Genomic DNA, 26340 nt, shown 5'->3' with positions numbered 1-26340 from the left:
GGGTATGGTATAGTCCGTCAAAAATAGCTATTTCAAGCCGCTTCAGCCTAAAAAGTCCGCCACCTGTTTAACTAGGTGGCGGACTTTTGGTGTTTCATCTTTTTTTCTATTGATATCTCATTGCTTCGCTTTCTTTTTTTCTCTTTTCGTAATGATCCAGGTGAAACCACCAACTAAGATCTCACTTCCACCGATGAATAATAAAACGAATGCGAAATTAGTAAGATACGTTCTCATCAAGTCTTGAAGTGAATCCATCTGCTCTTCGATCTGCAAAATTTGCGCATAGTATAAAGTGGCTGCAAACGCTAAACTTATCACCCCTGCCCCAACCAAACTAAACGAAAATTTCTTGATTCGCGAGCGGATAGAACCAGGATTCAAATAAATGAAACCTACGAAAATCAAAACACTCACACTAGCGATGACCCAAGCATAGATATGGACCTGTTCCCTCAACTCATTGATCCCTCGAATGAAAAGATACAGATAGCTTGGTTGCACACTTCGTTCAAAAATGCCGATAATCATATGTAAAGCTAATTCTTCACCTGCGACCCCTTCTTCAATATCGATGTCATGTTCTGTTTTATATGTATGGATCATCTCTTTGATGTGTTCTTCCAATTCGGTCACTTGGATCAACTCTGGCTGTCCGTCCTGATAGGTTTCTTTCACAAAATGTTCGATATTCTTTTTGACCAAGTCTTCAGACACACTGTCCGCAAGTACCTCTGGGGCAACTCGAGCTTCTTGGTGGTAGCTCTGGACACGCCCATTGATCTCTCTCGTTACTTTTTCTATGTAGTTTGCTTGTTTCATTTGTTCATTCATGAATTCTTCGTTGGCTAAAGCCGTGTAAAAACTGCCTCCGATAGATAAAAAAAACAACAGAACTGTACATATGAATCCTATAATTATTTTGATGATTCGATTATTTCTCATTTCTCTCCTTTCCTATTCCAACAAAAAAGTGTTGTTTTACGATTGATTTTACTAAAAATCAACTACTATAATTATAACTTTCACTGGATAAATCTACAACTTTCTTTTTTAAATAACAGTTATTTTACTCTTTTTTCCAAAAGCTAAAAGCGCGTATCATTGTGAAAAATAGTGAGATTCCCTTAGAATGAATTTATAAATAACTATTGTTAGCTTTATGAACGAAAACAGGAGAGGAGCACTACGATGAAAGCAGTTACTTGGCAAGGAAAGCAAAAAATGGAAATTAGAAATGTCGATGATCCAAAGATTTTAGCACCAACGGATGCAATCATCCGTATCACTGCAACAGCGATTTGTGGATCTGATCTCCATCTTTATCACCATGGGGAATCCGTAATGGAAAAAGGTTATGTCGTTGGACATGAGCCTATGGGGATCGTTGAAGAAGTTGGTTCTGAAGTGAAGAAGTTGAAAAAAGGACAACGTGTCGTTATTCCTTTTAATATTAGTTGTGGTCATTGTCATTTTTGTGTAAACCACATGGAAAGTCAGTGTGACAATTCCAATCAAGAAGAATTGTACGGTGGCTTATTCGGTTTCGGTAAATTGAATGGGAATCACTGGGGCGGGCAAGCAGAGTATCTGCGCGTACCTTTCGCCGATTCTACGTCATTTGTCGTTCCAGACAATGATTTGCCCGATGAAAAAGTCTTATTTTTATCTGATATTTTACCAACTGCCTATTGGAGTGTCGCAAATGCTGGCGTGAAAAAAGATGACACTGTTGTCGTTTTGGGTTCAGGTCCAGTCGGTTTATTTGCACAAAAATTCGCTGTTATGGCAGGAGCAAAGCGTGTCATCGCTGTTGATCCAGTCAAACATCGATTAGACAAAGCAGTTCGTTACAATCAAATCGAAACATATCTATTAGATGATATAAATCAAGCTGGAGATGACTTATATGAATTAGCTCGTGGTGGCGCAGATGTCATCATTGACTGTGTCGGAATGGATGGCTTAGAACCCACAAAAGAAAAGGCTAAAAATCTAGTCAGTCTACAAAGTGGCACGATTTCACCAATCCAAATGGCAGCGAAAGCGGTGAAAAAATTTGGTACGGTTCAAATCACAGGTGTATATATGACACCTGCTTCGTCGTATCCGCTTCAAGAATTCTTTATGCGAAATATCGATGTAAAACATGGACAAGCACCAGTCGTTCATTTGATGCCGAAAATTTATGACATGATCGCAGAAGGATTATTTGATCCAACGCAAATCATCACTCATTCTATGCCATTAGAAGAAGCGGCTCGAGCATACGAGATTTTTGATAAAAAAGAAGATAAAAACATCAAAGTTGTCTTGAAACCTTAGAACAAAAATTAGTTAGGTGATTTACATGCCAAAAATCAAACGAAATACCCATGATGTCGAGATTGGCAAAGAAGAAGATATTGAGATTCGTGGGCGGCGTTTTCGTCTGTATTTCCAAAACCGCTATACATTGATTTCCTTAGCGGTTGATTTACTCACAGGAATCTTTTATGTCTTAGGAAGTATTGCTTTGATCACGAAAATCCCTGATTATTACAGCAATTACCTATATTTGGCAGGTGCTATCTTCTTGACCACTCGTCCCATCTTGCGTATCGTGCGGAATATCTTTATTTACGATGAAAAGAAACAACGGAGAGAACAAGCAAAGAGGTTGTGACAGAAGTGCTCAACTCCGAGAAATAAGCGTGAACCCCCAAAAAATTGTTCTTCAAATTTTTGGGGGTTCACGCTTATTTCTGTAGGAGCTACTTCTGGAACACCGTTTATACGGTTATAGGAAGTACAAAGGCACTACTATTTCAGGCTCGTTTCTCTTTTTATCCAATGGTGTCACTTTGATATAAACGAGTGGATGTTCCGCCTTCTTCCTTGACCGTGGTCAAAAACGACCAATCGTATCGTTCATAAAAGGACGTATGATCTGTGATCAAATACAGTTTTTTGAATCCTAATCGATACATTTCTTTTCTGCTTTGTTCTAATATCCACTTTGCTAACCGTTGTTTTCGTTTTTCTGGCTCAACGTACAAGGCACAAAGATTAGGAGCCAAATCAGGACGATCATGGAAATCATTTTCGATGACACCGGCGCCCCCAACAATTGCTTCATTTTCATCCAGAACCACGTACCATTGTGGAATGCTGTCCTTTTTAACGATACCCGTATGAATGCTTTCTTCATAAACAGCAACAGGAATCCCCCACTTTGAAGAAAACCAGCGGGCAGTTTCTTTTAATAGTTCTGGATGTTCACTTAATCTGATCCATTTATACGTATTCAACTTTTTCACCCTCCATTCGTTATCCATGTATTCGACAAATAAATGATTCATCATTTTTTATTGATTTTGAATTTTTGCTTCTTTTTCTGAGCTAAGCTAAAATAGGGGTCAAAGGAGTGAGCGAGATGATTGCACACAAAAGAGACGAGCTCCATGTAGTTTAAGCCAATAAAAAATTACATGGAGGAATCAATCATGACTAATATTTACGACAATCAACAATTTTTTGACCAATACAAAGAAATGCCTCGCAGCAAAAAAGGATTACAAGGTGCTGGCGAATGGCCAACGCTTGCTAGTATCTTTCCAGATCTTCATGACCAAACAGTCCTTGATCTTGGATGTGGCTACGGCTGGCACTGTCGTTACGCCGCTTCACAGGGAGCAAAAAAAATCATCGGTGTCGATTTATCTGAGAAAATGCTAGAAGAAGCACGCGCTCGAACCAACGATCCCAAGATCAGTTATCGACAAGACGATATTTCAACGATTCAATTTGAGAAAGACTCGTTTGATTTCGTATTCAGCTCTTTGGCTATCCATTATGTGGCGAATTGGGCGCAACTCGTCAAACATGTCCATCATTTTCTAAAACCGCATGGACAATTTCTTTTTTCCGTTGAACATCCTATTTTTACAGCAGACGGTCGACAAGATTGGATTTATGGCGAAGAGGACCAGATCATGCACTTTCCGGTTGATCATTATTTTGACGAAAGCGAGCGCCACACGAATTTCTTAGGCTCTCCTGTAAAAAAATATCATCGAACAATCACCAGTTATCTTGAGACTTTATTGTCGAATGGCTTTCAGATCAACCATGTATTGGAACCTATGCCACCTACTCACATGCTAGATTTACCTGGGATGAAAGAGGAATTACGTCGTCCGATGATGCTGATCATTTCTGTGACAAAAATGTAGAGTCACATCATCGATATCAACTAGTCTAGCTATACCCAAATCTTATTAAGCGTCTGAAAATAGGTTTCCCCTATTTCCAGACCTTTTTTATCAACTAAAATATGATTTCTGCCGATTCAAGGATTCAATCCTCTTCTATCACTGAGTGTTTGATTTCTTCTTGTTGTTTTTTAGAGAATTTCGCTAGCACTAATTCATAAGAAATCAAAATCATTTTTTCGATTTCTTCATCTGATAGCTCATCTTTAGCTAACATGATCGAATTCCAATGTTTCTTATTCGCATAGTAACCAGGAATAATAATCTCAGGATATATCGTCCGCAATTCTTCATTTTTTTCAGGAAAATGTTTTAGCGTGATCAGTGCTTTTTCATTTGCTTCTGGGCTCATCATCCCAAACTGCTTGCCTAATAAATCAAAATAAAGGGTCTCCCAGTCTTCACGAAAATACACTTTGGCAGCCGGTAAAGAGCGTCCATATTCTTGGAATCGCTCGATCCTTTTTTGGATATCTAAAGTATTCATACACTAGCCTCCTAACGAAATAAAATGCTTACAAAAACTATACGTTGCTTTCCCAAAAATAGCAACGATAACAGTAGTAATGCAAAAAACGGAGAGCACGCATTGGCTCTCCGCATTTTTATTAAGCTTTTAATGTTTCTTTTTTCATCTCTTGGATCGTTGCTACTTTAACAAACGGTAGGTAGATCAGAATTGAGATCAATAAGTTGACCGCAGATAATACTGCACCAGATAGACTGTTTGTTGCTAAGAATCCGCCGATCACTGGTGGTGTAACCCATGGTGGCATCACTGTAGCTGCTGGCACAAGTCCTGTTGATGTCGCAAAGTACGCAACAGTTACTAAAACCATTGGTGTTAAAATAAATGGAATGAACATCACTGGATTCAAAACGATTGGTAAACCAAACATCGTTGGCTCATTGATGTTGAAAATACCCGGTGCAATCGATAAGTTTGTTACGACCATATAAGGTTTATTTCTACGTCCTACTAAGTAGATCGCAATCAATAATCCTAGTGTCGCACCTGTACCACCTAAGTTGACAAAGCTGTCAAAGAAAGGTTTGTTGACGATAAATGGTGCGTTTTGTCCATTAGCAATAGCTTCTACGTTTGCTTGGATCGCTGGCGCATTGATTGTTTGCATCAATGGATCGACCATGTTTGCTCCGTGAAGTCCGAAGAACCAAAGGAACGGTGTAATAAATGCAAGTAATAATGCAGATGGATAAGAGTTAGCAAGACCCATAAATGGTTCTTGAACTACTGTGTAGAATGCACCGACAATATCAGCAACACCAAATGCAGCGAAGATCGCAGCGACTAGTGCAAATACTGAGATCGTGATCATTGCTGGTAGCAATGAAGCAAATGCTTTCGCAACTGCTGGTGGCACGCCGTCTGGCATTTTGATGATCAATTTTTCATTTCCGCTTAAACGTACAAAAATCTCTGTTGAAATAATACCCACAATAATTGCAATAAATAATCCGTTTGAACTCATTCCTAGAGCGCCGCCTAGTGCGAAAAATGAACCTAAAGAAATCACTCCGGCAGATACGCCGTCTTTACGGTAACCATTTGCTAAATGATATGCTAATAAGAAAGCAATCAATACAGAAAGAATCGCGAACGTTCCGTTCCATGCAGCTGCACCGAATCCTTTCCATGCTTCGCCGCCAAAAATCGAATTCATCAATTCTTGGAAACCAGGAATTGGCAAGTTATTGATCATAACAGCTAAAGCGCCTAAAATCATCAATGGCATGCTGACCATAAACGCGTCACGAATTGCCACTAAATGACGTTGCGCACCGATCTTCGATGCGACTGGTATAAAATGTTTTTCCATAAATGCTACAAAGCTATCCATATCTTTCTCCTCTTTTCTTTTTTAAAATCTACGCCTCAATTCGACGATATAGATCGATGATTTCTTTCGCTAAATCAGTAAAAGCGATCGAAGTCATCAAGTGATCCTGACTGTGGACAGTCAATAATGTCACTTCCATATGTTCGCCTTGCGCTTCTTGTGTTAGTAAGCCAGTTTGTGAATGATGCGCTTGAACAAGTGACTCTTCTGCATCTTTGATTTTTGCATCTGCTAATTCAAAGTCGCCTTTTTTCGCAGCAGCAATCGCTTCCATTGCATCGCTTTTTGCGTTCCCGCCAAACATGATCAATCCCATGATGGCTTCTAGATTTTTTTGATCTTCCATTTTCTTCCCTCTTTTTCTATTATTTATTGATCAACGTTTCTGCTTGTTCTAAGACTTTGGCACCATTCATCATTCCGTAGTCTTGCATATTGATGACATCTAATGGAATTCCCTTTGGTGCTAATTTTTCAGCAAATTGACTTTGCATGAAACGTACTTGTGGGCCTAATAATAAAACGTCTACATTTTTTGATTCTAATTGGCTATCTGCTTCTGATGCTGAGACTGCAAAGATGTCTGCTTCTACGCCTTTTTCTTCTGCTGCTTTTTGCATTTTTGTCACTAATAAACTTGTACTCATTCCTGCAGAGCAGACAAGCATGATTGTTCTTTTTTCCATTTTCGAACACTTCCTTTTCTTATTCTTACACTTTTATATAAGCAATTACCGTGCCAACTTTTAAATTACTCAATTCCTTGATAAATAAAGGGTTTTCAAAGAGAACGGTTTCAACACACACTGATTTTTCCTTTGCACACTAATTTTAGTGTGCGTTTTTTTGAATCATAGAATTAGATTTCACTTATCACCTTACCTGCCTTATCTTCCTGTTTGCCCAGGCTTTTATCCTTCTTTCCTTTCTATTCGTACAAATTCTCCTTCTAACAACCGTTTTCCAGCTGTTTTTCCTAAATCTAGCGGGATTAAATTGTTTCAGAACCTTAGATTTTTTATTTTTAAAACAATTTACTCTAGACTCTCTAAGTGGCGACTTTTTGTTGATCTCACTTCGTTTGTCAAACATAACGTTCGTAACTATTGAAATACCTACCTTATTATTAATTTTTGATTAATTTTCAAGGAAAATAAGATTACTAATAGATAAGGTAAATATAATATAATTAACGGGTCATCTGTGATAAACATCGTCTATACTCGATTTTTGAATAACTTTATCATGAAAAGAAAATAACTGTGACGTAAATACAGGGATGAAAGGCAGGCTATAATCAGTGACTAACAATGGTTATAAAGATTTTACTCTCGGTGAGCTACTGAACGACATACGGAAAGAGAAAAAAATATCGACAAAAACAATCTTTTCTTCAGGAATCACACGTCCTACTTACTATCGTTTTGTTCGAGGGGAAGGTGAAATCAGTCTTGTCAATTTTTTCAAAATCACTGAAATCCTTGGAATAGAACTAACTGAATTTGAAGAGTTGATCCCCCTGATCAAACAAGGACATAAAAGTTTAGAAAATAAGTTAGCAGTGGCTGTATCAAAAAAAAATAGCTATGATGTGAAGGCAATAAAAGAGGAATCGTTGGAAATGTTCAACAAGACAGATGGATTAGGCTATCTCTATATCCATTGGCAAGCAACGTTGAATTATGCAAGTCTACTGAACGACACTGCACAGTTTGAACAAGTTGTTCAACAGATAAAAACGCATTTGGAAAGTATTGATTTATGGACAAATATTGAGTTGAGGTTGTTTTCTTCTATTGAAGAAACACTACGATTTGAAGAGTACGATCATTTTTTCAAAAATTTTTTATTAAGTCATAAAAGATTTGAAGATGAATTTGACCCATGGATTCTTGATTCATTGTTTTTTAGTTATTATGAAACAGCGCTAGACTCTAGAGACATCCTTCATGTTGAATCTGCAACAAATTTCATCCTAAATCGAAACCCTAACAGATTCAACTATCGATTTCGACTATGGCGTTTATTTCTAGTGGCCGTTACCCATGTACTTGCGGGCAGTCACGAATATGGACAAAAAAAGTATGATAAACTGAAAAAAATGATTATCTATATCTTTAAAGATGAGCACAAAATCGTTTTAGAAATCAATCGATTGAATACGTTATGGGATAAAGTATGGCGAATCGTTCTCATGCCTGTAGAATAGCGTACATTCCCATCTAACCTACAGCAGCCTATTCGATCAGTTGAGGATGGGATTGCTGTACAACAAAAAGTTACGGTAGAGTCATTTAGTTACGCATGTTCTTTATAGATATGAAAAGCACATCGTCTTTTATGACCAAGCGATTTTGATTTTAAAAGACGATGTGCTTTTTGCATATTCTATAGACATAGGAAGTCGGTATCTTTTTATACCCTAAAACTAAAGAAATAGTATTTTAAAATAAACAAAAAAATAGAAGGTTGAAATCACACGTAGGATCCTCAACCTTCTATACTATAGAAGTAACTATTCTCTTTGAGTTACTGCTGAAAAACTTATTTTTTACGATATACAAGTTTTCCATTTTGTTCTGTTAAAGAAAAGATTTCTTGCTCATGTTTGTTTCTTCTTTTTTGCCGAGTTGCTGTATCTAGACTCGCTTCAACTGATGATGTAGGCTCAACCACATGTGCTGTTGTTTGCTTTGCATCACTTGATTCATTATTAACATTTGCTTGTGCTACAACATGGCGGTCTACCCTTCTTTGGCCAAGCGGTTTATCCCCTGTTGACCGATCAATAGCCAGCAAGACCTCAAGTTTTTTATTTGTAAGGCTACTATCAACTAGTTCCTTTCCTGTTTCGCTTTTTAACGATTGATAAACCACTAAAGATTCAGCCGATACTGCTTGTTTTTTATCAATATATGTTGACTCCTCTGGTGGATTTGGCGACTCAACTTTCGAGCGTTGTAGCGACCTATTCTCTTCAGTAAAAAAAGTATATCCGATTGTTGCTTCAGTGTTGCTTTTCTGGTTTTGCTCCGTTTCTTCTGCTATCTCTTCATCTTCAATGTCGATTTGATGGATTTCATCTAATAAACTTTTCGAGAAAAACCAACCATCTTTCTTTTTTTTCGTCATGTTCAACCTTAACTCCTTTAAAATTTCTCTATTTAAAGAGAATTCGCCCCTCAAGTTCTTTACGATGTATGGGTCCAAAAATTCGACTATCCTCCGAGACACTACTGTTATCGCCTAAAACAAAAAATGTGTCCGCAGGTATATACTCGATATTTTTCATTTCCCTTGCCGATTCTGGGCTGATCAAAAAATTCAACGCAGGTGCTTTATTTGTATTTCCTTGATATAACGTTAGATTTAGATCATCTATGACAACTAGATCCCCCGGAACCCCCACGATTCGCTTCACTAGATGATCTGAGTTTTTATTTTCAAAAGCCACAATCTCATACCGACCAATCGTCGCCAACCGATCAACAATGACCATTTCGCCTGAATGAAGTGCTGTATCCATTGAGTCTCCCTGCACTTTGTGGATTCGGTAGCGCATGCTTCCATACAAAATAATCCCTAGCATCAATAGGATAATCAAAAAATAAAGTGTTCTACTTTTCTTTTCTTTCAGTTCCCCTTTTGACCAAATCAGCACCTAAACAGACCTCCTTTACAACGATCGAAGTACTATTCTCATGTATCCGTCAACTCTTTTATACGCTCTAATAAATCAACGGTCATTTTATGATCATTGATTCTGGTATTTTGTATTTCAAAATTCATGTATACACATAAAACCAATGCAATACTCATCAATAGATTAACAACTACTAAAGAAAACATGTGCTTTCTTATTAGTTGGTCTTGATAGATGCCTATCTTTTTCAGTGTAAGAGGCTGATCAGCCACACGACGTTTCAAATTCAATAATCGGATCTGCTTGATCAAGATAAACGTCAAATAAGACAAATTCCCCAGTATGATCACCAGGATCACTCCATTAATCATCATTTATTTCTCTCCTTATACTATAGGTTCAGGTCTAACAGCTCGACCTCTCCACTAAACAATATTAAATAGGATCACAGGTACAAGTAAGAAAAAAAACGATGGGGATCAACGTTTGCAATGGGTCTGAAACGACTCTGGAAGCCACGACCATACTTGTTGCATTGAATGGCTCGATCGGTGAATTTTTTACGATCGTTCCATCGATGGTTTCACTATTTTTCTCAAATCCGATTTCGTCTAACTCTGTCTCATCCATCTCATTGATGCCTCTGACACTGACCAATTCTCCTTGAACGACTCGGCGATAACGCGTACCAATATCTCCTTCACATCGCACTAATGTAATCATTGCTTTGCTTCCTGCTTTTTTCAATTCAAGCAACTCTACTTGTGTATCTTCTACCACTTCATTATAACTGACCTCGTAGATGTAAAGATCCTTGAAGTCGGTCGCATAGATTTTGTCCTTCATATTCAACTGTGAAATACGATTGAGCAAAACATCTTGATCAAATATATTATGTGCTAACAGTACATAGTTATCCATTCCCAACTGTTGCTTTTTTGTGTACGTTGCCACACCATTCATAAGATTCTCATTGTTCATTCCTGCTAAAATAGGTAAGTCGATCTGAACATTTGGTATCATCAATTTACCAATCCCCCAATCATTGACAGTCTGCTGGAAGTTGATTTTAGCATTGGAATAATTCCCAAGGTTCACACTAGCAATATCTTCTTCAGTATAGGAAGCTTCGGATATTTTTTTCAGATTATAGTCAGCTAATTCACTATTTTCTCCGATATTGATCGTTCCGATTTCTTGTTGTCTTTGAATTTGTGTATACCCATAAATTGCTACGCCTAATAAAACAGTCATTGCCAGGACTAGCGTAACGAAAAAGCCTTTTGTAAGTAAGTATAAGCGCCGTAATTTTTTACGGGCTGTTTCAACTTTTTCTGGATTATCTGAACGAAATCGTTTCACTAAGTAACGATAACGTAAAACGAGGCATGCAAATATCAGGAAACATAATGACAATGACCCTAATACAACATTTTGATAACTCCAAAAGTTTCGTTTAACGACTGGTTTGTTCAATGCTTCTTCATAAGGAACTCTTACGCCATTTACTAATAAACGATAGGTGTTGACTCCTGGTGGGGTACAAGTCAATAAAGTAACCATATCTTTGCCCGGTTGGATTTTGACTTTGTCCACTTCTGTCGGTAAAACTTCTTCGAAAGATTCGATTTGATAAGCTAATCGCTTGCCTAAAACATTGATAAAAAATAAATCTCCGACTCTTAGATTGATGATATCCGTAAAGAGCACTTGGTTTTGTACGCCACTATGACCTGTAATCACTGATCGAGTGTTTTCACCACCAATTGAAATCGAGCTTTTCTCAAAATGTCCCAAACCGCGATCCAATGTAAGATAATCTGTCCCATGATAAAAAGGCATTTTTTCGATATCCAAGGAAGGAATATCCAATGTTCCCATGACACCGGCCGAATTCACGAGTGTCTTATAGTCTAGTTCATTTAAATTGACTGCCTTTCCTTGTTGTTGTTGAAATAGTCGTTCATTATATACTTTCGCTCGTTCGAACTCATTTTCGATATCTTTTTCGGTCAACTTCTCAAGTGCGTGATCATAGCCAATCGTTGCTGAGCTACGTTCACGATTTGCAAGATAATTGCCAACAATTGGATAGAGTAACGTAAGTGTCCCACCCACAATCAAAACAATCGCTAAAATAAAGGCAACTGAGATTTTTTTCTTTTCATTCATGATTTCCCCTCCTTTTTCACCTGTTTCTATATTTTGGAAAATAAATTAGCCGCTCATTTTCTCTAATGCATTTTCAAAAACACAAAAACTAAACGATATGAATACACTGGTACTAGGTAGAGAAACACCATGAATCGATCATTCTTCGTTTTCTTTACTTAGTACCTCGTGTATACAATTTTCTTTATATGTTTACATCAGCAGTTTTCAAATCATTCTTATAGAAGTGCTGGAACCTCTATCTATCACTAGAAATCGTTGCGTAAAGCGATCCACCTAACAAATAACTATTAGCAGATTGCTCAGCCTCTTCTTTCCTTATTTACTTTTTTGTGTGGTTGGAAGTTCATTATTCCAATCAACCCTATCATCAAAGTAAATCCTAATGTTAAATAGACAGGCCATAGCTCTCCGATATTGCCACTAGTTTGCGGGATTCTTGTTTTAGTCGTTTCACTTGTTGGCGGGTTTGAACCCGGCGGATTCGCTCCCGGTGGCGTTGTACTGGTAGATGGCACAACCACACTGGATTTCGGATAAATAAACAAGTGATCGATTTGATTTCCTTCCTTTGTCACCATTGGCAATTCTACTACGACCGGCTTCGCAGGTACCGTCAACCCTTTATTACTTAATTCGGTGACTTCATATAATCCCTTTGGCAATGCAACCGTTGCTTGACCACTTGCATCAGTAGTGATTTCGACTGGTTGGAATCCTTCGACTTCAGTAAAAGGATCATCTTGCTTATTACTTGGTGTCACTTTTACGAGACGGTAACTTATCCCAGCAAATGGGTCTAAGGTACGTCCATCTTCACCTTTCACCTCTGTCGTCAATGAATCACTTGGCTCAGATGGCAATATCCCGTTATCTAGTTCCTTAGCAGAGAGTTTATATTTTACAACGGTCAGCTGATAAGTCCCTTCATCTGCAAATACAGGGGAGGTGAACCCATAGCTTAGCAAGTTGCTGAAAATCACACTTAAAAGCAAAAGTGAACGAATAGATATACGTAAGTTGCTTAATCGTTTCATGATCATTTCCTCCTTGCTTTCTTGCGATTCATTTCATCCCACTGATATTTCACACCTAAGCCTACTAAACCAACTAATGTCAAACTTGCAGAAATGATCAATAACCCTTGGATGATATCCGTGCTACCAGTAAACGGTAATTTTGTCACAACATCATCTTCTGCAAAAACATACTTCACTTGATCTTTGATCCCAACAGTTACATCGATTTTTTCTTTTAACAGCTCATACCCTTCAGGTGCTTTTGTCTCGATCAAATAATAGTCACCATAAGGAATTTTTGAAAAGTGGATTCGGCCTTTTGAATCTGTTGTATTCGTTTGGACCAATTTATCCGTTGCTTTTTCATGTAGCTCAAATTCTGCGCCGTCTAGTAAAACGCCAGAGGCTAGTTGATGCTCCCCATCAACATCTGGTTGTCCATCTTTATCTTGATCTACTGCTGTACCTGATTCATATTTGAAAAGATAAATATCACAATTCGCTTCAACGATCCCTAAGTTCAAGTAGTCTAAATGATAGATACTATCCTTTGAAGTGATCATGCCTGGTAAGTTACTCAATTGTTCCGCGACATATTCGCCCGTTCGATAGGTCGTTTGACTAGCTTTCGAATTGATGGATGGGTCGTTTCCGACCATCGGTGTCGTAACAGAAAATTCATGTTTTTCTACTTGGTCGCCAATTTGGAACTCTGCGACATATTTTCCTTCTGGTAAATACATAAATTCATACTTGCCATCAGCATCCGTTAAAACAGTTGAATTTCCTTTCTCGTCAACAAAGCTCGTTCCTTTTAAGTTATGCTCAACCAGTTGATCTGTGATTTTGTCGGGCTTTGCAAGACTCGTACGATATAATTTCACAGGAATACCGGCTTTCTTCGGTTCTTCTGAGTTATATAAGCCATTGCGATCAAGGTCTTCCCAGGCAAAACCAGTCACATTACGTCCATATACTTTAGTCATCGTTGTTTGAGATTCAACTGGCAGATCGATTTTGGCATTCATTGTCGCCGCATTTTTATAAATATCCCCTGGCAACTGATCCACCGGTCGGACATGAATAGATAATTCAACGCTCTCGCCCTGTGCCATACGATCCTTCGTTACCATAAAGCCTGTGGCATTTTTGATATTGGCAACAGCTGTCGTACCTGGCGTATATTTAGTCCAAGTACTTAGATCAATGCTATTCGGATTCGTTTTTTCATCGACTTTTTTAGTCGTATAGTAGATCTCATAGCCTGCTTTATCTACCGAAACGTCTGTTACTTCCAACGAACCGTGGAAGACTGTTCCACGAGAATCGCCATCATAAGGCAAGACATCCATCAAGCGATATTTCTGTGCCTCTTCAACTGTATTATTCGTTGAAGTAATAGAATAAGTGAAGTCAGTCTGTGCATCCTTCTCCGTTAATGGAGACATCTCAGCATTTCCTGTCTCGATAGCGGTTTTATCCACTCGTTTATCAACTGTCAAGACTTGAAGCAGTTGTTCGCTGAATTGATCTTGAGAAGATCGTGAAAATTCTGACCGCGTATCTTTGAGACTAGGGTCATCAGATATCCACATTTCACCGACTGTGACGACCTTCAACGCTTGCCCCATTCCCATCTCATTGAACGTCAGTTTGGAAATATCACTATCTGCTTTAAAATTGACTTCTGTTCCTACTGCCAGCGAAGATTTTGGAAATACCCAACGTAAGACAGTTGTGCCATCTGATTTTTGAGTGATTACAGGATCAGCCATCGGTTTCCCACTTGCATCACTTGCCGAACCCGCAATATAGTTGATTCCTTTAGGTAGGGTGGTGTTCAATGCAGTATCATAATTATTCGCGGTTGAGCCTTTCAATGAACCTCGCACTTTGACATCAATGGTCTCTGTTGTCTGGTACAAGGACTTTGCAACTTCCGTACTTGTCGTAATACCAAAATCTTGGATAAAGGCATTGGTTCCAATATTAAAGGCTAATGTGTCACCCTTAGTATTATAGGGAACCTCCACATCACTGCCATCTGCTTTCCAAACAGCAGGAATAAAAGTCGTACTATCACCATTAGGTAGATTTCGAATGATTGTATCATCGGCTTTCTTTAACGCTGCTGCATTTAAAACAACATAAGGATTCCCATTACTATCTTTTGATCCAGGGGTTCCAATCACTGTAACTGGTACACCATTCCAAGTACTAAGGGAAGTTACGTCACCAAGCGGATACTGGAATCTTACTGCACCGATCACGCCAGCTGCTTGTGCTTTTTCTACCGTAGGATACCAGGTGTATGCCTCAGCAAGTTTAGTCGTATTGGTCAACGTCAAACTAGGCATAGCATTGCCGTTTTTCCTGACACCATAAGTCAAATACGAACGTGCAGAGTTATCAGGCTCCGTTCGTTGCGTATAAGGCTGTCGGGAATTATCATACTTGTACCCATTAGTATTCCACTGAAATATTTGGTCTGATTTCGTATTTTCAGGTAGATATTGTTGAATGTGCCAACCACCAATATATGTCTTCTGCCCGCGCATCAACAAAGGTTTCCCCATATTATTGGCCCAGTCAGTAAAACCAATATCTTGATTGTAGCCCGGCGGACGGATATTAGTCACAGGGTCAGGCAAATCTAAATCAACGATATTTGGCCCAGCTGTCATCGCCCCAGGAGGGATATAATAGCTGCTGAAATTCAAGTTTGCATCGTTTGCTACTGTATTCCCATCATAGGTTATCGAAGGAATACTTAGATTCAACGTATAATGTTCCCATTGATTATCAACCATCAATTGTTTCAGCTTGGCATCATACCAATTGAAGATAAATTCAGCACTGACAAACGCTTGATTGGTATACTCATTCCCCACAGTCGTATAGGTATACGGGTTTTTGATACCAGCGTAATTCTTGACTTTCCAAGTTTCTTGATAAGATCCTAAGCTGACTGATAGATCGCCAGAATTGAATACACCGATCTTCGTGCGATCACCTGACGGTTGCGCATAGTACACTTGTTGTGTTTTTCCATGCGGTACAGCCAGTGCATTTTTCAATCTTGTAGGACTAAATGTGCTTGCATAGGCTGCTCCAGGATTTGTAGTTTGCCAACTCGCTGCCGAACGATTTGCATTTGTCACTGAATAAAAGCGGGTTTGTGCTGAATCGTACAGACTCTTATCGACTGTCGTGATTGTCCCATTTTTTGTACTCGTGACTTTTTGGTTCATGTTGAACGAAATTTCGCCTTGTGGATACGTCGAACCTCTCAAATCACCATTGCTTCGATCTTTTAAATTCGTCAGCTGGATCGTCAACCCTAGATCATAAACTAAATCAGTGTTCGTTGCTCCAGGTTTGTAAAGTTGAAAATCACTTTGTTCGCCACGAACCAAACTAGCTGATACTGATGCTTTAGATGAAACGATTGTTTCTGGTACATCTAGCACACTAAATTGCTCAACCGTGTAACTTTTATTAAACGTTTCGACTTCTCCAGTATCTTGGTTTAACGCATCCACGATCTGTAACTTGAAAGTTGGTTTGAACTTTGTCCCATTCGCAGCGCCGAATGTGTTCACCACTACAGGTACAAAAATTTGTCCTGAATCACTGATCGTCGACTCCATAACACCTTCCGAATATTTCGTTCCATCATTCGCAGCGGTATCAAGTAAATTACCATTAGCGATCTCAGCATTCATGAAGGCTTTCCCATTCACTAAAGTCACTGCGTTCGGCAACTCACTAACGACACGATACCGAATATCCGTATAATTTTTGTTTGCTAATGTTTGAACAGAAAAGCCGATTTTATACAAGATCTGGTCATTCGAGCGAACAATATTATTCGTTGCAGAGCTGTCGTAACCAGGATTATTATTTGTATCAAACGTAGCTGTCCCCGTATTTATCGCCAACTTCGCATCCGAGATGATGATTCCTTCACCTGATGTTGCTGCATCGGCTACGGTTGCTGATATTAATTTAGGCGTTACTAAAGAATCTTCAGCAGGATAAGCTTTTTCTAACAATTGATTCAAAGACATTTTCGTTGGTTTCGTATCTGCTACGATGACATTGTTGTAATCGATGTCTTCTGATACCGGTTCTGTCGCCTCTTTGTTAGTCACGCTCTCCGTATTCTCTGTTGTTGAAGAAGGGATCGTTTCTTCTTTGCTATTTGCTTGGCTACTTGCTTCGCTACTATTAGCAACTTGACTGCTTTGTTCAGTTTCAACCGTCGCTTCAATGTTCTCCACTGGTTTCAGCCATTGGAACATTGTCTGATACTCTTGCGAATAGACATCTGTCGCTATAAGGCTGAGATCTTTTTTCAAGTCTCGGAAAACAAGTGTGATTGGCTCATCTTTGACTAAACGCAAGTAGATCTCGGAATGAGTGGGATCTTCCTGTGGCACGACTGAGACGGCATCACTTGTAGTTACTTCTACTTGTCCTTCACTTGCTTGTTCAGTGGTCGATGACACTGTTTGCCCAATGCCCAAACGAAGAAGTTCATCGTTTTGATTAAACGTATCAGCTGATGTTGTCTGAAGCGGCTTTTCTTGATCGTCTTCAAACAGCGCCACTGTATAATCCCCATTCGCTGGTAAAACAAGCAAACGATTCTCATTACTTTTGATGGTGACTGTTGCCATCTCTTCTGTCAGTCGACTGTCTTTTGTCAATACGGTCTGATCATTATTGATAACTTCAACTAAATTTGCATTTTCTTTTGCTAGAAGTGGACCCCCTATAGCAATTTTAGCGACTATACTAAGTATAATCGCTAAAATGATTACCAACAGAGGAGTCTTAAATTTAAAACTAAAAAATCTAGTATTCATTGATTACTCCTTTCCATGGCGCTTACTAAACTTTTTGACGTTTTTTATCAATGACAACTACTGCAGCACCAATCACAATTGCACCTAACGCAATCGCAACTAACATCGTTGTTCCTTGTCCCCCAGTAAATGGCAACTTTGTTTTAGGCTTGTCAACGACATCTAATTCAACATTTCCATCATTTTCTGTTGTTAACGTAACTGTTACTTTTTGGGCTTCTTTTAGTAATTCGTAACCTTCTGGCGCTTTCGTTTCCACTACCCAGTAGTCACGACTTACTTCATTTTCTTCCACGTAGTTGTTGTTGTTCGCATCTACCCAATCTAACGCTAATCCGTTGAATTGTGCCTTGCCGTCTTTATCTGAAGTTGAAGTCAAATAGCTGACGCCTGCTGGTAATGTTGCATCTTCTGCATAGGATTTGCCATCGTCTGCTAAAAAGATCTTATTGTTTGCATCACTTTCAGTTAATGCGATTTTAAATTCTGCACCTGCCAAAGCCGCTTTTGTATCTTCGGCTGTTTTGTTCAAGTCAAATCCACCTGTATAGTATTTTGGATTTGTTGTTGGCGGTGGTGTAGTTGTTTTTGGTTTTTGACCAGGAATTTGGTGATGTTCCGTGAAGGTATTTTCTAAAATACCGTTCCAATTTTCCGCTACATGCGTTTCTAAGATCGTGCGGATTTGTGTATAGCCATTAGCTGCAGTTCCAACTTTTTGTAATCCCGTTTCAGTCAAAGTCGTTGTTAGCGTATTGCTTGCTTCGTCAAACGCAACAGTATAATCAGCTGCAGCTAAATCAACCCATTCGCTTGCATCATCTTTGCGTACTTGCATTTTTGCACTATCTTTCAGATAAGTTAATTGCTTGTCTAAGGTATCGACCATTGAAAAGTTTGGTTCTAATACACCTGAAGCATCGCGGTAAATGATTGGTTGGCCTTTCACCATATCAACGGTATCAACTACATTCCCATTTGCATCTAAAATATCGAGCGTGCCATCTTGGCTAGCTACTTGCCATAATCCCGCAGGAACATTTGTCGTCATTTCCCATTCAAAATCTTCTCCAGCTCGTACAGAATCACCTTTTTCATCATTGATCATCTTAACCGGCTCGATTAGATCCTCTAAAATATTTTTTGGTTCAACTTGTACATCATAAATCAATGAAGACAAATCTGTTCTGCTTGTTTGAGGCACATACACGAAAAATGGTGCTGCTGGTGTTTCTACTTTTTTACCGTTAGTTGCAGCTAGATCTGAACCTGTGCGGTCATCAGCTAGCTCTGTGACTAGGTATATGCCATCATTTGCTTTTCCTGTACCTAAATCAAGTACTGCCTGACCATTGGAATCTGTTGTGATCGTTTGGGCAGCAAAGGTACTATCGATTGTATAATCAGTGCCTAATACTTGTTTTTTTGGATCGGTCAAGGAAGCTTTCCCCGAAACATTCTTGACACGTTCCACTTTGAATTTGATCCCTGGAATAACATCTTTCTCTGGATTTTTAGCTGTCCCATCTCCTGGAGTACCTAATTCACTGTTATCTGTTACTGCGTACTTCCAAATCGTTAATGAGCGTTTTGAAGTTGTATCTGCTACTGGATTATTTACTGTTTCTGCTGCTACTATTTCTCCATCTAAAAAGTGAACTGCTCCCCCAGCAGTGACCCCGATTGATAATAATGTCGTTGCAAACAATAAACCTGATAACACTTTTCTTTTTGAATTTTTCTTCATATCCATCTTCTTCCTCCTACTTATACAAAAAAAATTTAATCGTGTTAGGTTTAGTCGCGTGTCATTTTAAGATTTTTTGATGATGCTATATTTCCTAACTGAGGTAAGAATAATATATAAAATACGTAACGTTCTTGAAAGTTTCGCAAATGATACTTTTTATAAATAAATAACTATTATATAATTGAACGAAATATTAATAATACCACCAAAACAGCTATTTTATATGGTTAAAATAATTTAAATAACAATTGTTTCTATTTGTTTAGCGCTCCAAAAAAAACACATAAAAAGCAAATAATTGAGAATTCAATTTATTTTTCATTGTATTTTCATTTATTTTTTATTCTTTTCTACATTATTTTTTCATGTTCTTCCAATAAAAAAAATACGCATGAATCAGTTATTTATATATATAATAAAACTACAGAAATTTTATTTCATTTATTTTACGTTGGCTGAGTCATTGGGCAACTTGCTAAAACTCATTTTCTGATTTTCAATCTGAGAGAATAATCTGAAGTTTCCTCAACAATCACTTCATCACTTAAAAACAAATCTTTTTTCAGATGTTTCATCCTAGTTAAAATCTGTACTTCTATAGATGTGATCTTCACTGAATAAAATAACAATGTTTCATTTTTTGGAAATTTGATTTCTTTCAGTCATTTAGGGCAAAATTAAAACCACCAATATAAACTGGTGGTTTCCTCTTTGACTGACAACAGCTTCTGTCAATTATCGATGTAAAAGGTTTCTAACATACATTCTGTTCGATTAAACTAGTTTTTGAATGAAAAGTCACTCTATTTTTCGGATTTCCTTACGTTAAGTTCAAACTCAGCCATTTTTTTCAAAAAACTTAATTCCTTTAAAATCTGTATAGATACTACTTTTCCATCCGTCAATTTTTCTAACTCTGCGACTCTTTCTTTCCAAAAAGCACTATTGGGGCTTCTCATCGTTCCTCCCTCCTATGCTTTTTTCTTGATCGTTCGTTTTTTTCCTTCAACTCGTTTTAATTCTCTGATTATCGCTTTTTTTTCAACTGTTGGTTTTCCATCTAACTTCGTGATATTGTCATTGAACTCACGCACGGCATTTTTTTGGAATTCTCCAAACTCTAGTAATGCGTCGATCAAACTATCTTTGATCCCTTTTAATCGGTCCTCTTCTTTCGCCAGTTGACGTTTTTGTTCCTCAAGTTCTTTTTCTGCTTGCGCCTGCGCTTCAACTTCTTGCGCATACATTTGCAGAAGCTCATTTTCTGCTTTCTTCAACAGTAAGTCGCGTTTTTCTTCTGCTTCTTTAATCAGCTTTTGAGCGAACAAATCAGCTTCCTCAAGCGTTTGTCTAATAATTTCTTGCGTCTTTTCAAGCTCTTTTTGCTCAGAAAGTTGTTCTTTTAAAGTCTCAATGATATTTAGTTTTTCCGTTAAAATCCCTGAAGCTATTTCATTGGCTTGCTTCAGATTTTCGATTTCTTTCGATTGTTGTTCATTTTCTGATTTTAAGTCCTCAACCTGTTTATTCCACCGGGCAACCTCTTGTTGAAAACTCTCCAAAAAAACATTGACTTCTGATTTTGCATAACCACCAAAAAGACTTGTTTTAAACGTGATATTTTTTACATTTGATCCATTCATTTCATTCTCCAAATCATTCACCTACATTATCGATCGAATTTTTTACTGAGCTCATCCAACGTTGCCACTTTTCATCTGATAAATTATTTATTGCACGTTGATATTCCGAAATGATTTGGAAACGAACATTTTTAGCATCTGTTTCAAGCCCGTCGATTTCTTTCAACATCATTTGCTTCTTTTGTTCTAAATACTCGATTTCTTTCGCGGTATCTTCAACTGCTTTAGATTTCTCCAATTCAAGCTCTTTCATTTGTTTTTTATACTGACGATCCGCATCATTTAAGTTTGCATTTGCTTCAGCTAAAAGATTAAAGGCCTCTTCTTTCACTCTAACAACTTCAATATTCGCATCTTTAACGATTCTATCTTTTTCGATCAATGCGTCTGTGACGATCTGTTTGGCTTCGACTTTCGCTTTTTGTTCAATTTTAAAAGCGACATCTTGTGCAATGATCAACGTATCTTCAAAGCTTCTTTTTTTCGAATTGATTTCGTTTTCGTCTTCACCAATCTCTTTTAACTTAGCTGACATTTGTGAGATTTCTTTATCTTTCCCAGCAAGTTCTTCTAAATAGCGTTTCTCTTTTTCTTCAAATTCTTGAGCCAGCTCTTTTTTTTGGATCTCAACAAGTTGTATTTTACTATCCAACAAGTTTTCTTCAGATTCCATTATTGTATAATCATCTGCTACATGTTTTAAAAAATCATCGACATCTTGTTTTTTGTACCCTGATAAAGATGCGGTTGGAAAAGTGATCCTTCTGACTTGTTCTGCTTTAAATTTCATAAAACACCTCTTTACTGATTAAATATTTTTAGTGGATCCACCAAATCAGATTGAGTCATATTCACACTAGTTGAAAACTCAAAATGCAAATGTGGGCCAGTGGAATTCCCTGTTGAACCAACATAGCCAATGACACTGCCTCTTGCCACTTCTTGTCCAGCTTTTACAATAAATAAGCTTTGGTGTGCGTATAAGGTGAAGTTTCCATCCTCATGAGCAATCACTACATAGTTCCCCCATGATGGATGGTATTCTGCCGTAACGATTTTTCCAGACTGACTTGCAACAATGGGCGAGCCAGCCGGCGCAGCTAAATCGATCCCACGATGAAATTCATTTCCTCGCATACCGAAATTACTAGTTACTACGTACTCTTCTAGCGGTTTCATGTAATCGCCAGCATTATCAATGGCATCCGTCGCTTCAGAATCATATTTTTCTAATTCATACATTTCGATCAACTCATTTAATTTTTCGTTATATGAAATATCGGTTGCATATCTCCCAGTTAAAAAAAGTGTCGCATCTTGATACGTTTCCGTATTGCTACGCCATGCGCCCGAATAAAATTCAGGATCATATGTCAATCCTTCTTTTAGGAGTTTCACGTAATCGACTAAGCTCTCTTTATAAGAATCATAGACTTTAAAGCTTGCTTGGATTGTTGAAAGTTCCCCATGACCATTATCTTCTTGTGTCTCAAATACGACAGAATGATTGGGTGAATCTGACTTGATCCCAAATAAATTATAATAGGGGGTACGACTTAATTGGCTTGTCCCACTACCAGATTCTAAAATCGCTTGGGCGATCATTACCGAGGCGTACAAATCATTTTCTTTGGCAATCTCGCGAGCATCTTCCCCAATTTTTTCAATAAATGATTCAGTGGTCTCACTTTTCTCAAAATCAATGGGATTTGACGTAGTCTCACTCGATAATCGATCGTTCAGCTCTGGTGTACCAGTGGTTGCTGACGATGACACCGGTGGAATGGTTTCTCTAGGTGCTTCTGGTGTTACTGGTACCGGCATTTCTTCAGGTGCTTCCGGCGTTTCTGGCGCTGGCGTTTCTTTAGGTACTTCTGGTGTTTCCGGTGCTGGCGTTTCTTTAGGTGCTTCTGGTGTTTCCGGTGCTGGCGTTTCTTTAGGTGCTTCTGGTATTACTGGTGTCGGCGTTTCTTTAGGTGCTTCTGGTGTTTCCGGTGCTGGCGTTTCTTTAGGTGCTTCTGGTATTACTGGTGTCGGCGTTTCTTTAGGTGCGTCCGGTATTACTGGTGCCGGCGTTTCTTTAGGTGTTTCCGGTGTTACTGGTACGGGGTTATCTGTCGCTACTTCTGGTGTTTCTACAGATGTTTCTCCAGGCACTTCGGTATTCACTTGATTCGATCCTTGTTCCGTCTGACTACTGATTTCACTGCCTAACTCATCTGCCAAAACAATCCCATTGCCAAAATAATTTATAAATGTACTCGCAACAATAACTGTTCCAACCATTTTTTTTGTTTTTAATAGCTTCTTTCGCTCCTTACTTCCCAACACGATCATTCGTTCATTTTTAAACAGGATTTTTTCCGTTTTCATCTCTTCACCCCTAGTTCTGTTAGCTCCACTTACTTTTTTGACTTCTGACATAACTAAAATATTCACATGAATATCGTCCTTTTAGTTACAGATTATATTGCTTTTCAGTCCAAAAATTTTGTAGGTATAGCATTGACCTTGACCCATAAGTTCTCTAAAGTTTTCAGTTCAAATTCAACAATATGTTCTTCAAAAAAAATCAACTCAACGATTCTCCGTAATTCGTTGTATTCTTCAATCGCTTGTAGATAATCTTTATTTAAATAAGTGCGTGTTACCCGAATAAAAATTTTCCATACTCTAAATCGATAGTTGTATCGATTCGTTTTACGCGCTGCTATAAACGCAAGCGCTTCTTCAAGATGTTTGATATTTTTGCTATCTAATGCGGTCTCAAAGTATCCTAAATATAATAAATCCAGTACAACAAAATCGATTTCCTCTAACTTATTTTCTCTGCGTTTGAGAAAATTTTTGAAAAAATAATCATATTCTTCAAAATCTAACGTTTCTGCAATTGCAGCAAACAATTTTAATTCTACGTTTGTCCATAGATCGATCGAATTGAGATAATCTCTGATTTGTTTAGCGATGTCCAAAAGCAATGACTTTTCATTCCTTAAATGTGTCAAGGTGACCATTCCTTGCCAATACACATATTGATACCCCAGTACATCTGTTTTTCTAAATAGGTCGAGTGCTTCATTTTTGATTCTTTCAATCTCTTTATAGTCCAACCTTGAAGTTGCTTGTGCCAAATTTTTTTCTAATGCTTTGTATCCTTCTGTAAAAATCGGAGATAGTCCTTGAAACTCGGATAATTCTAAACCCAAAATAGAAATGATTTTAAAAAAATTTGTTACAGTCAAATCATTATCGCCACGTACAAAACGATAATAAGTTGGACGAGTGATTCCTGCATTAAAAATCACCTTTGTTGAAATTTTCTTTTCTTTACGTATCTCGTTCAGCACACTACCTAAATTTAAGTCTCTATCTGAGGATTTTTTTCCCATCGCGTTCATCCTTTTTAACAGTTACATTTTCTAGTACTTTATACTCATTTTTTCCAAAAAAAGAAATTAGTATCATATTTGAAACTCCTTTTCTAAAAAAAGCAAAAGAAATCGGTTCAAACGTCAAATCAATATAAGTTTTTGTTAAGTTTTTTTATTTTTGGTATTCAGTTATTATCTGATTCAACAGCAAAAATAGTCGCTCAACGTTGAAGAAATGCTCAAAAAACATTTGATTTTATCACAACTTAAAAAGTATCAGATTTGACACTTATTATTTTTTTCTCATTTTCTCATGTATAATTAAACAAATGTTTACGCTTTCAAAAAGATACTCACAGACTGATTTTTCTTTAAAGAGATGTCTCCGGCATTCTTCATCTATCAATTTGAGCCCAAGAAATCAGTCGCTCACATCCTATAAAATATTAAATTGCCTACAAGTGATGGGGTCTATTTTTTTATCTTGATTCAAAAAGTTTATTACTCCTTGTATCACAACTCTTTTAATTTTCCTGAAAAAAACAATTTATACCTTTAGTCTCAACTCTCTATTCAAAAAAAAACGAAGGTGTTCCAGACTCAACTTCCTCAGAAAATAAGGACACTCCTCACATAATAACTACTAGAAAGGAGCGGGATCAATGCGCCAGACATCGAATAACTATGCACATGTAGGTGAAATTTTAAATACCATTCGGAAAAAGAAAAAAATATCGACTAAAACGATCTTTGCTGCTGGAATCACACGGCCAACGTATTACCGATTTGTTCGTGGCGAAGGTGAAATCAACTTGATCAATTTTCTTAAACTATTGCATATTCTTGGCATCGAATTGAGTGAGTTAGAAGCAGTGATCCCTATACTTATGCCTGAAACACGCCTCTTAGAGAACGAACTGACCGATGCAATCTCTGCAATGGATGCTACAGCCTTAAAAAAAATAAAAAAGAAGGCGTTAATAAGATTTAAAGAAACAAATGAACTGAAGTATCGATATATTTTTTTACGTGCTGAAATTATGTATAACAAGTGGACAGACAATAGCCAACAGCTCCTTCTAGTCATTAGGCAAATCAAAGATTACTTAGACAGTATTGATTTATGGACAAATGGTGAGCTCCTGCTTTTCTCCTCGATTACCGAAACTTTATCGTACGAAGAATATGAATATTTTTTCAAACAATTTTTATTACGTCGCAAAAACCACGAAGAACAACTAGATCCGATCGTATTAGATCTGCTTTATATCGGTTATTATGACACAGCATTGAATTCAAAAAATAAATTGAATGTGGATCGTGCAACTCGATTTGTTTTAAAAAGAAAACCTAACAGGCATAATTATCGCTTTAGAATTTGGCGATTATTCGTTCACGCAGCCAGAATTTCCTTAACTAAAGATTACGATCTCGGCTTAAAAAAATTTGAACAACTGCAAAAAATCATCGTCTATATTTTTAAAGAGGATTTTACAGGAGAATTTGAATTGAATGCACTGCAAGAAATGTGGAAAAAGGTGCAGATCATCGTCCATCAAGAAAACTTGTCTGAAACAGTCACCACATGAACGACTCTCCCTTTCACTCTATCGATGAATTTCTGTTCTTGAAGTACGTACTTTTTTAAGAATCGATCTAAGCGAAAACAAGCTTAGATCGATTCTTTTTTCTTGAGGGGTTTTAAATCACCACTTTATATTCATTATAATATATTTATTTACTCATGTAAAATTAA

At 37.7% G+C, this 26340-nt stretch carries 23 protein-coding genes; 5 read left to right on the top strand and 18 right to left on the bottom strand.

Translation table 11 applies throughout. The features are described 5' to 3' along the window. Positions 1–117 precede the first annotated feature (117 nt). Complete coding sequence (locus DOK79_RS07780) at positions 118–945, bottom strand: hypothetical protein (protein ID WP_206855605.1); 828 nt, start codon at positions 943–945, stop codon at positions 118–120. 246 nt (positions 946–1191) lie between these two features. On the opposite strand from DOK79_RS07780, the gene DOK79_RS07775 reads away from it, so the two are divergent. Together DOK79_RS07775 and DOK79_RS07770 are read left to right on the top strand one after the other, a co-directional pair. Further along, positions 1192–2325, top strand: coding sequence for an alcohol dehydrogenase catalytic domain-containing protein (locus DOK79_RS07775; protein WP_206855600.1), 1134 nt, complete (start codon positions 1192–1194; stop codon positions 2323–2325). Positions 2326–2350: 25 nt separating this feature from the next. Then, positions 2351–2665, top strand: a complete 315-nt coding sequence (locus DOK79_RS07770; RefSeq protein WP_206855597.1) for a YrhK family protein — start codon at positions 2351–2353, stop codon at positions 2663–2665. A 160-nt stretch (positions 2666–2825) separates the two neighbouring features. On the opposite strand, the gene DOK79_RS07765 is transcribed toward DOK79_RS07770, so the two are convergent. Further along, positions 2826–3290 (bottom strand): GNAT family N-acetyltransferase, encoded by a 465-nt coding sequence (locus tag DOK79_RS07765; RefSeq protein WP_206855595.1) that lies wholly within the window; start codon positions 3288–3290, stop codon positions 2826–2828. A 195-nt stretch (positions 3291–3485) separates the two neighbouring features. Between DOK79_RS07765 and DOK79_RS07760 the strand changes: the two genes are divergently transcribed. Continuing rightward, entirely contained in the window at positions 3486–4214 is a 729-nt protein-coding gene (locus tag DOK79_RS07760) for a class I SAM-dependent methyltransferase (RefSeq protein ID WP_206855591.1), read from the top strand. A 124-nt stretch (positions 4215–4338) separates the two neighbouring features. On the opposite strand, the gene DOK79_RS07755 is transcribed toward DOK79_RS07760, so the two are convergent. From DOK79_RS07755 to DOK79_RS07740, 4 genes are all read right to left on the bottom strand, one after another. Then, positions 4339–4740, bottom strand: a complete 402-nt coding sequence (locus tag DOK79_RS07755; protein ID WP_206855589.1) for an MmcQ/YjbR family DNA-binding protein — start codon at positions 4738–4740, stop codon at positions 4339–4341. Positions 4741–4861: 121 nt separating this feature from the next. Next, positions 4862–6115, bottom strand: a complete 1254-nt coding sequence (locus DOK79_RS07750; protein WP_206855586.1) for a PTS sugar transporter subunit IIC — start codon at positions 6113–6115, stop codon at positions 4862–4864. Between the two features lie 28 nt (positions 6116–6143). Beyond that, positions 6144–6461 (bottom strand): PTS lactose/cellobiose transporter subunit IIA, encoded by a 318-nt coding sequence (locus tag DOK79_RS07745; RefSeq protein WP_019723249.1) that lies wholly within the window; start codon positions 6459–6461, stop codon positions 6144–6146. A gap of 19 nt (positions 6462–6480) precedes the next feature. Further along, positions 6481–6801 (bottom strand): PTS sugar transporter subunit IIB, encoded by a 321-nt coding sequence (locus tag DOK79_RS07740; RefSeq protein WP_206855584.1) that lies wholly within the window; start codon positions 6799–6801, stop codon positions 6481–6483. A 614-nt stretch (positions 6802–7415) separates the two neighbouring features. Here DOK79_RS07740 and DOK79_RS07735 point away from each other — a divergent pair. Beyond that, the gene (locus tag DOK79_RS07735) at positions 7416–8324 is read left to right on the top strand and encodes a helix-turn-helix domain-containing protein (RefSeq protein WP_206855581.1); all 909 of its coding nucleotides are present in this window, start codon (positions 7416–7418) and stop codon (positions 8322–8324) included. A 335-nt stretch (positions 8325–8659) separates the two neighbouring features. Here the strand turns inward: DOK79_RS07735 and DOK79_RS07730 are convergent, their stop codons facing one another. The 12 genes from DOK79_RS07730 to DOK79_RS07675 form a co-directional block, all read right to left on the bottom strand. Next, on the bottom strand, positions 8660–9247 hold the full coding sequence (locus DOK79_RS07730) for a hypothetical protein (RefSeq protein WP_206855578.1): 588 nt from the start codon (positions 9245–9247) through the stop codon (positions 8660–8662). Positions 9248–9275: 28 nt separating this feature from the next. Further along, positions 9276–9776: a signal peptidase I gene (gene lepB, locus DOK79_RS07725; RefSeq protein WP_206855575.1), complete on the bottom strand. Its 501-nt coding sequence runs from the start codon at positions 9774–9776 to the stop codon at positions 9276–9278. A 38-nt stretch (positions 9777–9814) separates the two neighbouring features. After that, positions 9815–10132, bottom strand: a complete 318-nt coding sequence (locus tag DOK79_RS07720) for a hypothetical protein (RefSeq protein ID WP_206855572.1) — start codon at positions 10130–10132, stop codon at positions 9815–9817. A gap of 61 nt (positions 10133–10193) precedes the next feature. Then, entirely contained in the window at positions 10194–11930 is a 1737-nt protein-coding gene (locus tag DOK79_RS07715; RefSeq protein WP_339093274.1) for a class C sortase, read from the bottom strand. Positions 11931–12232: 302 nt separating this feature from the next. Further along, positions 12233–12967: a pilin N-terminal domain-containing protein gene (locus tag DOK79_RS07710; protein ID WP_206855568.1), complete on the bottom strand. Its 735-nt coding sequence runs from the start codon at positions 12965–12967 to the stop codon at positions 12233–12235. A gap of 2 nt (positions 12968–12969) precedes the next feature. Further along, the gene (locus tag DOK79_RS07705) at positions 12970–17820 is read right to left on the bottom strand and encodes a SpaA isopeptide-forming pilin-related protein (RefSeq protein ID WP_206855565.1); all 4851 of its coding nucleotides are present in this window, start codon (positions 17818–17820) and stop codon (positions 12970–12972) included. A 25-nt stretch (positions 17821–17845) separates the two neighbouring features. Beyond that, on the bottom strand, positions 17846–19573 hold the full coding sequence (locus DOK79_RS07700) for a SpaH/EbpB family LPXTG-anchored major pilin (protein WP_242543262.1): 1728 nt from the start codon (positions 19571–19573) through the stop codon (positions 17846–17848). An 800-nt stretch (positions 19574–20373) separates the two neighbouring features. Next, positions 20374–20529 carry a hypothetical protein gene (locus tag DOK79_RS07695; RefSeq protein ID WP_206855563.1) on the bottom strand — a complete coding sequence of 52 codons (156 nt, stop codon included), beginning with the start codon at positions 20527–20529 and terminating at the stop codon, positions 20374–20376. A 12-nt stretch (positions 20530–20541) separates the two neighbouring features. Continuing rightward, positions 20542–21213, bottom strand: coding sequence for a DivIVA domain-containing protein (locus DOK79_RS07690; protein WP_206855560.1), 672 nt, complete (start codon positions 21211–21213; stop codon positions 20542–20544). 13 nt (positions 21214–21226) lie between these two features. After that, the gene (locus DOK79_RS07685) at positions 21227–22003 is read right to left on the bottom strand and encodes a DivIVA domain-containing protein (RefSeq protein WP_206855557.1); all 777 of its coding nucleotides are present in this window, start codon (positions 22001–22003) and stop codon (positions 21227–21229) included. Between the two features lie 11 nt (positions 22004–22014). After that, on the bottom strand, positions 22015–23586 hold the full coding sequence (locus tag DOK79_RS07680) for a peptidoglycan DD-metalloendopeptidase family protein (protein ID WP_277989375.1): 1572 nt from the start codon (positions 23584–23586) through the stop codon (positions 22015–22017). Between the two features lie 104 nt (positions 23587–23690). Continuing rightward, a complete protein-coding gene (locus DOK79_RS07675; RefSeq protein WP_206855555.1) occupies positions 23691–24602 on the bottom strand; it encodes a helix-turn-helix domain-containing protein in 912 nt (303 codons plus the stop codon). A 644-nt stretch (positions 24603–25246) separates the two neighbouring features. Here DOK79_RS07675 and DOK79_RS07670 point away from each other — a divergent pair. Next, positions 25247–26173 (top strand): helix-turn-helix domain-containing protein, encoded by a 927-nt coding sequence (locus tag DOK79_RS07670; RefSeq protein ID WP_206855554.1) that lies wholly within the window; start codon positions 25247–25249, stop codon positions 26171–26173. The last annotated feature ends 167 nt before the right edge of the window (positions 26174–26340 follow it).

Origin of the sequence: Enterococcus sp. DIV1094 (assembly GCF_017316305.2) — a bacterium.
GTDB classification, from domain to species: domain Bacteria; phylum Bacillota; class Bacilli; order Lactobacillales; family Enterococcaceae; genus Enterococcus_B; species Enterococcus_B mangumiae.
The sequence above is the reverse complement of the archived record's forward strand: the minus strand, read 5'-3'. Positions and strand labels throughout refer to the sequence as shown.

Coding starts and splice junctions, on each gene's coding strand:
- DOK79_RS07740 (WP_206855584.1), bottom strand. CDS start 6,801: ATGGAAAAAAGAACAATCATGCTTGTCTGCTCTGCAGGAATGAGTACA.
- DOK79_RS07675 (WP_206855555.1), bottom strand. CDS start 24,602: ATGGGAAAAAAATCCTCAGATAGAGACTTAAATTTAGGTAGTGTGCTG.
- DOK79_RS07745 (WP_019723249.1), bottom strand. CDS start 6,461: ATGGAAGATCAAAAAAATCTAGAAGCCATCATGGGATTGATCATGTTT.
- DOK79_RS07755 (WP_206855589.1), bottom strand. CDS start 4,740: ATGAATACTTTAGATATCCAAAAAAGGATCGAGCGATTCCAAGAATAT.
- DOK79_RS07695 (WP_206855563.1), bottom strand. CDS start 20,529: ATGAGAAGCCCCAATAGTGCTTTTTGGAAAGAAAGAGTCGCAGAGTTA.
- DOK79_RS07720 (WP_206855572.1), bottom strand. CDS start 10,132: ATGATGATTAATGGAGTGATCCTGGTGATCATACTGGGGAATTTGTCT.
- DOK79_RS07730 (WP_206855578.1), bottom strand. CDS start 9,247: ATGACGAAAAAAAAGAAAGATGGTTGGTTTTTCTCGAAAAGTTTATTA.
- DOK79_RS07680 (WP_277989375.1), bottom strand. CDS start 23,586: ATGAAAACGGAAAAAATCCTGTTTAAAAATGAACGAATGATCGTGTTG.
- DOK79_RS07750 (WP_206855586.1), bottom strand. CDS start 6,115: ATGGATAGCTTTGTAGCATTTATGGAAAAACATTTTATACCAGTCGCA.
- DOK79_RS07685 (WP_206855557.1), bottom strand. CDS start 22,003: ATGAAATTTAAAGCAGAACAAGTCAGAAGGATCACTTTTCCAACCGCA.
- DOK79_RS07775 (WP_206855600.1), top strand. CDS start 1,192: ATGAAAGCAGTTACTTGGCAAGGAAAGCAAAAAATGGAAATTAGAAAT.
- DOK79_RS07710 (WP_206855568.1), bottom strand. CDS start 12,967: ATGAAACGATTAAGCAACTTACGTATATCTATTCGTTCACTTTTGCTT.
- DOK79_RS07690 (WP_206855560.1), bottom strand. CDS start 21,213: ATGAATGGATCAAATGTAAAAAATATCACGTTTAAAACAAGTCTTTTT.
- DOK79_RS07670 (WP_206855554.1), top strand. CDS start 25,247: ATGCGCCAGACATCGAATAACTATGCACATGTAGGTGAAATTTTAAAT.
- DOK79_RS07705 (WP_206855565.1), bottom strand. CDS start 17,820: ATGAATACTAGATTTTTTAGTTTTAAATTTAAGACTCCTCTGTTGGTA.
- DOK79_RS07770 (WP_206855597.1), top strand. CDS start 2,351: ATGCCAAAAATCAAACGAAATACCCATGATGTCGAGATTGGCAAAGAA.
- DOK79_RS07760 (WP_206855591.1), top strand. CDS start 3,486: ATGACTAATATTTACGACAATCAACAATTTTTTGACCAATACAAAGAA.
- DOK79_RS07780 (WP_206855605.1), bottom strand. CDS start 945: ATGAGAAATAATCGAATCATCAAAATAATTATAGGATTCATATGTACA.
- DOK79_RS07700 (WP_242543262.1), bottom strand. CDS start 19,573: ATGGATATGAAGAAAAATTCAAAAAGAAAAGTGTTATCAGGTTTATTG.
- DOK79_RS07715 (WP_339093274.1), bottom strand. CDS start 11,930: ATGAATGAAAAGAAAAAAATCTCAGTTGCCTTTATTTTAGCGATTGTT.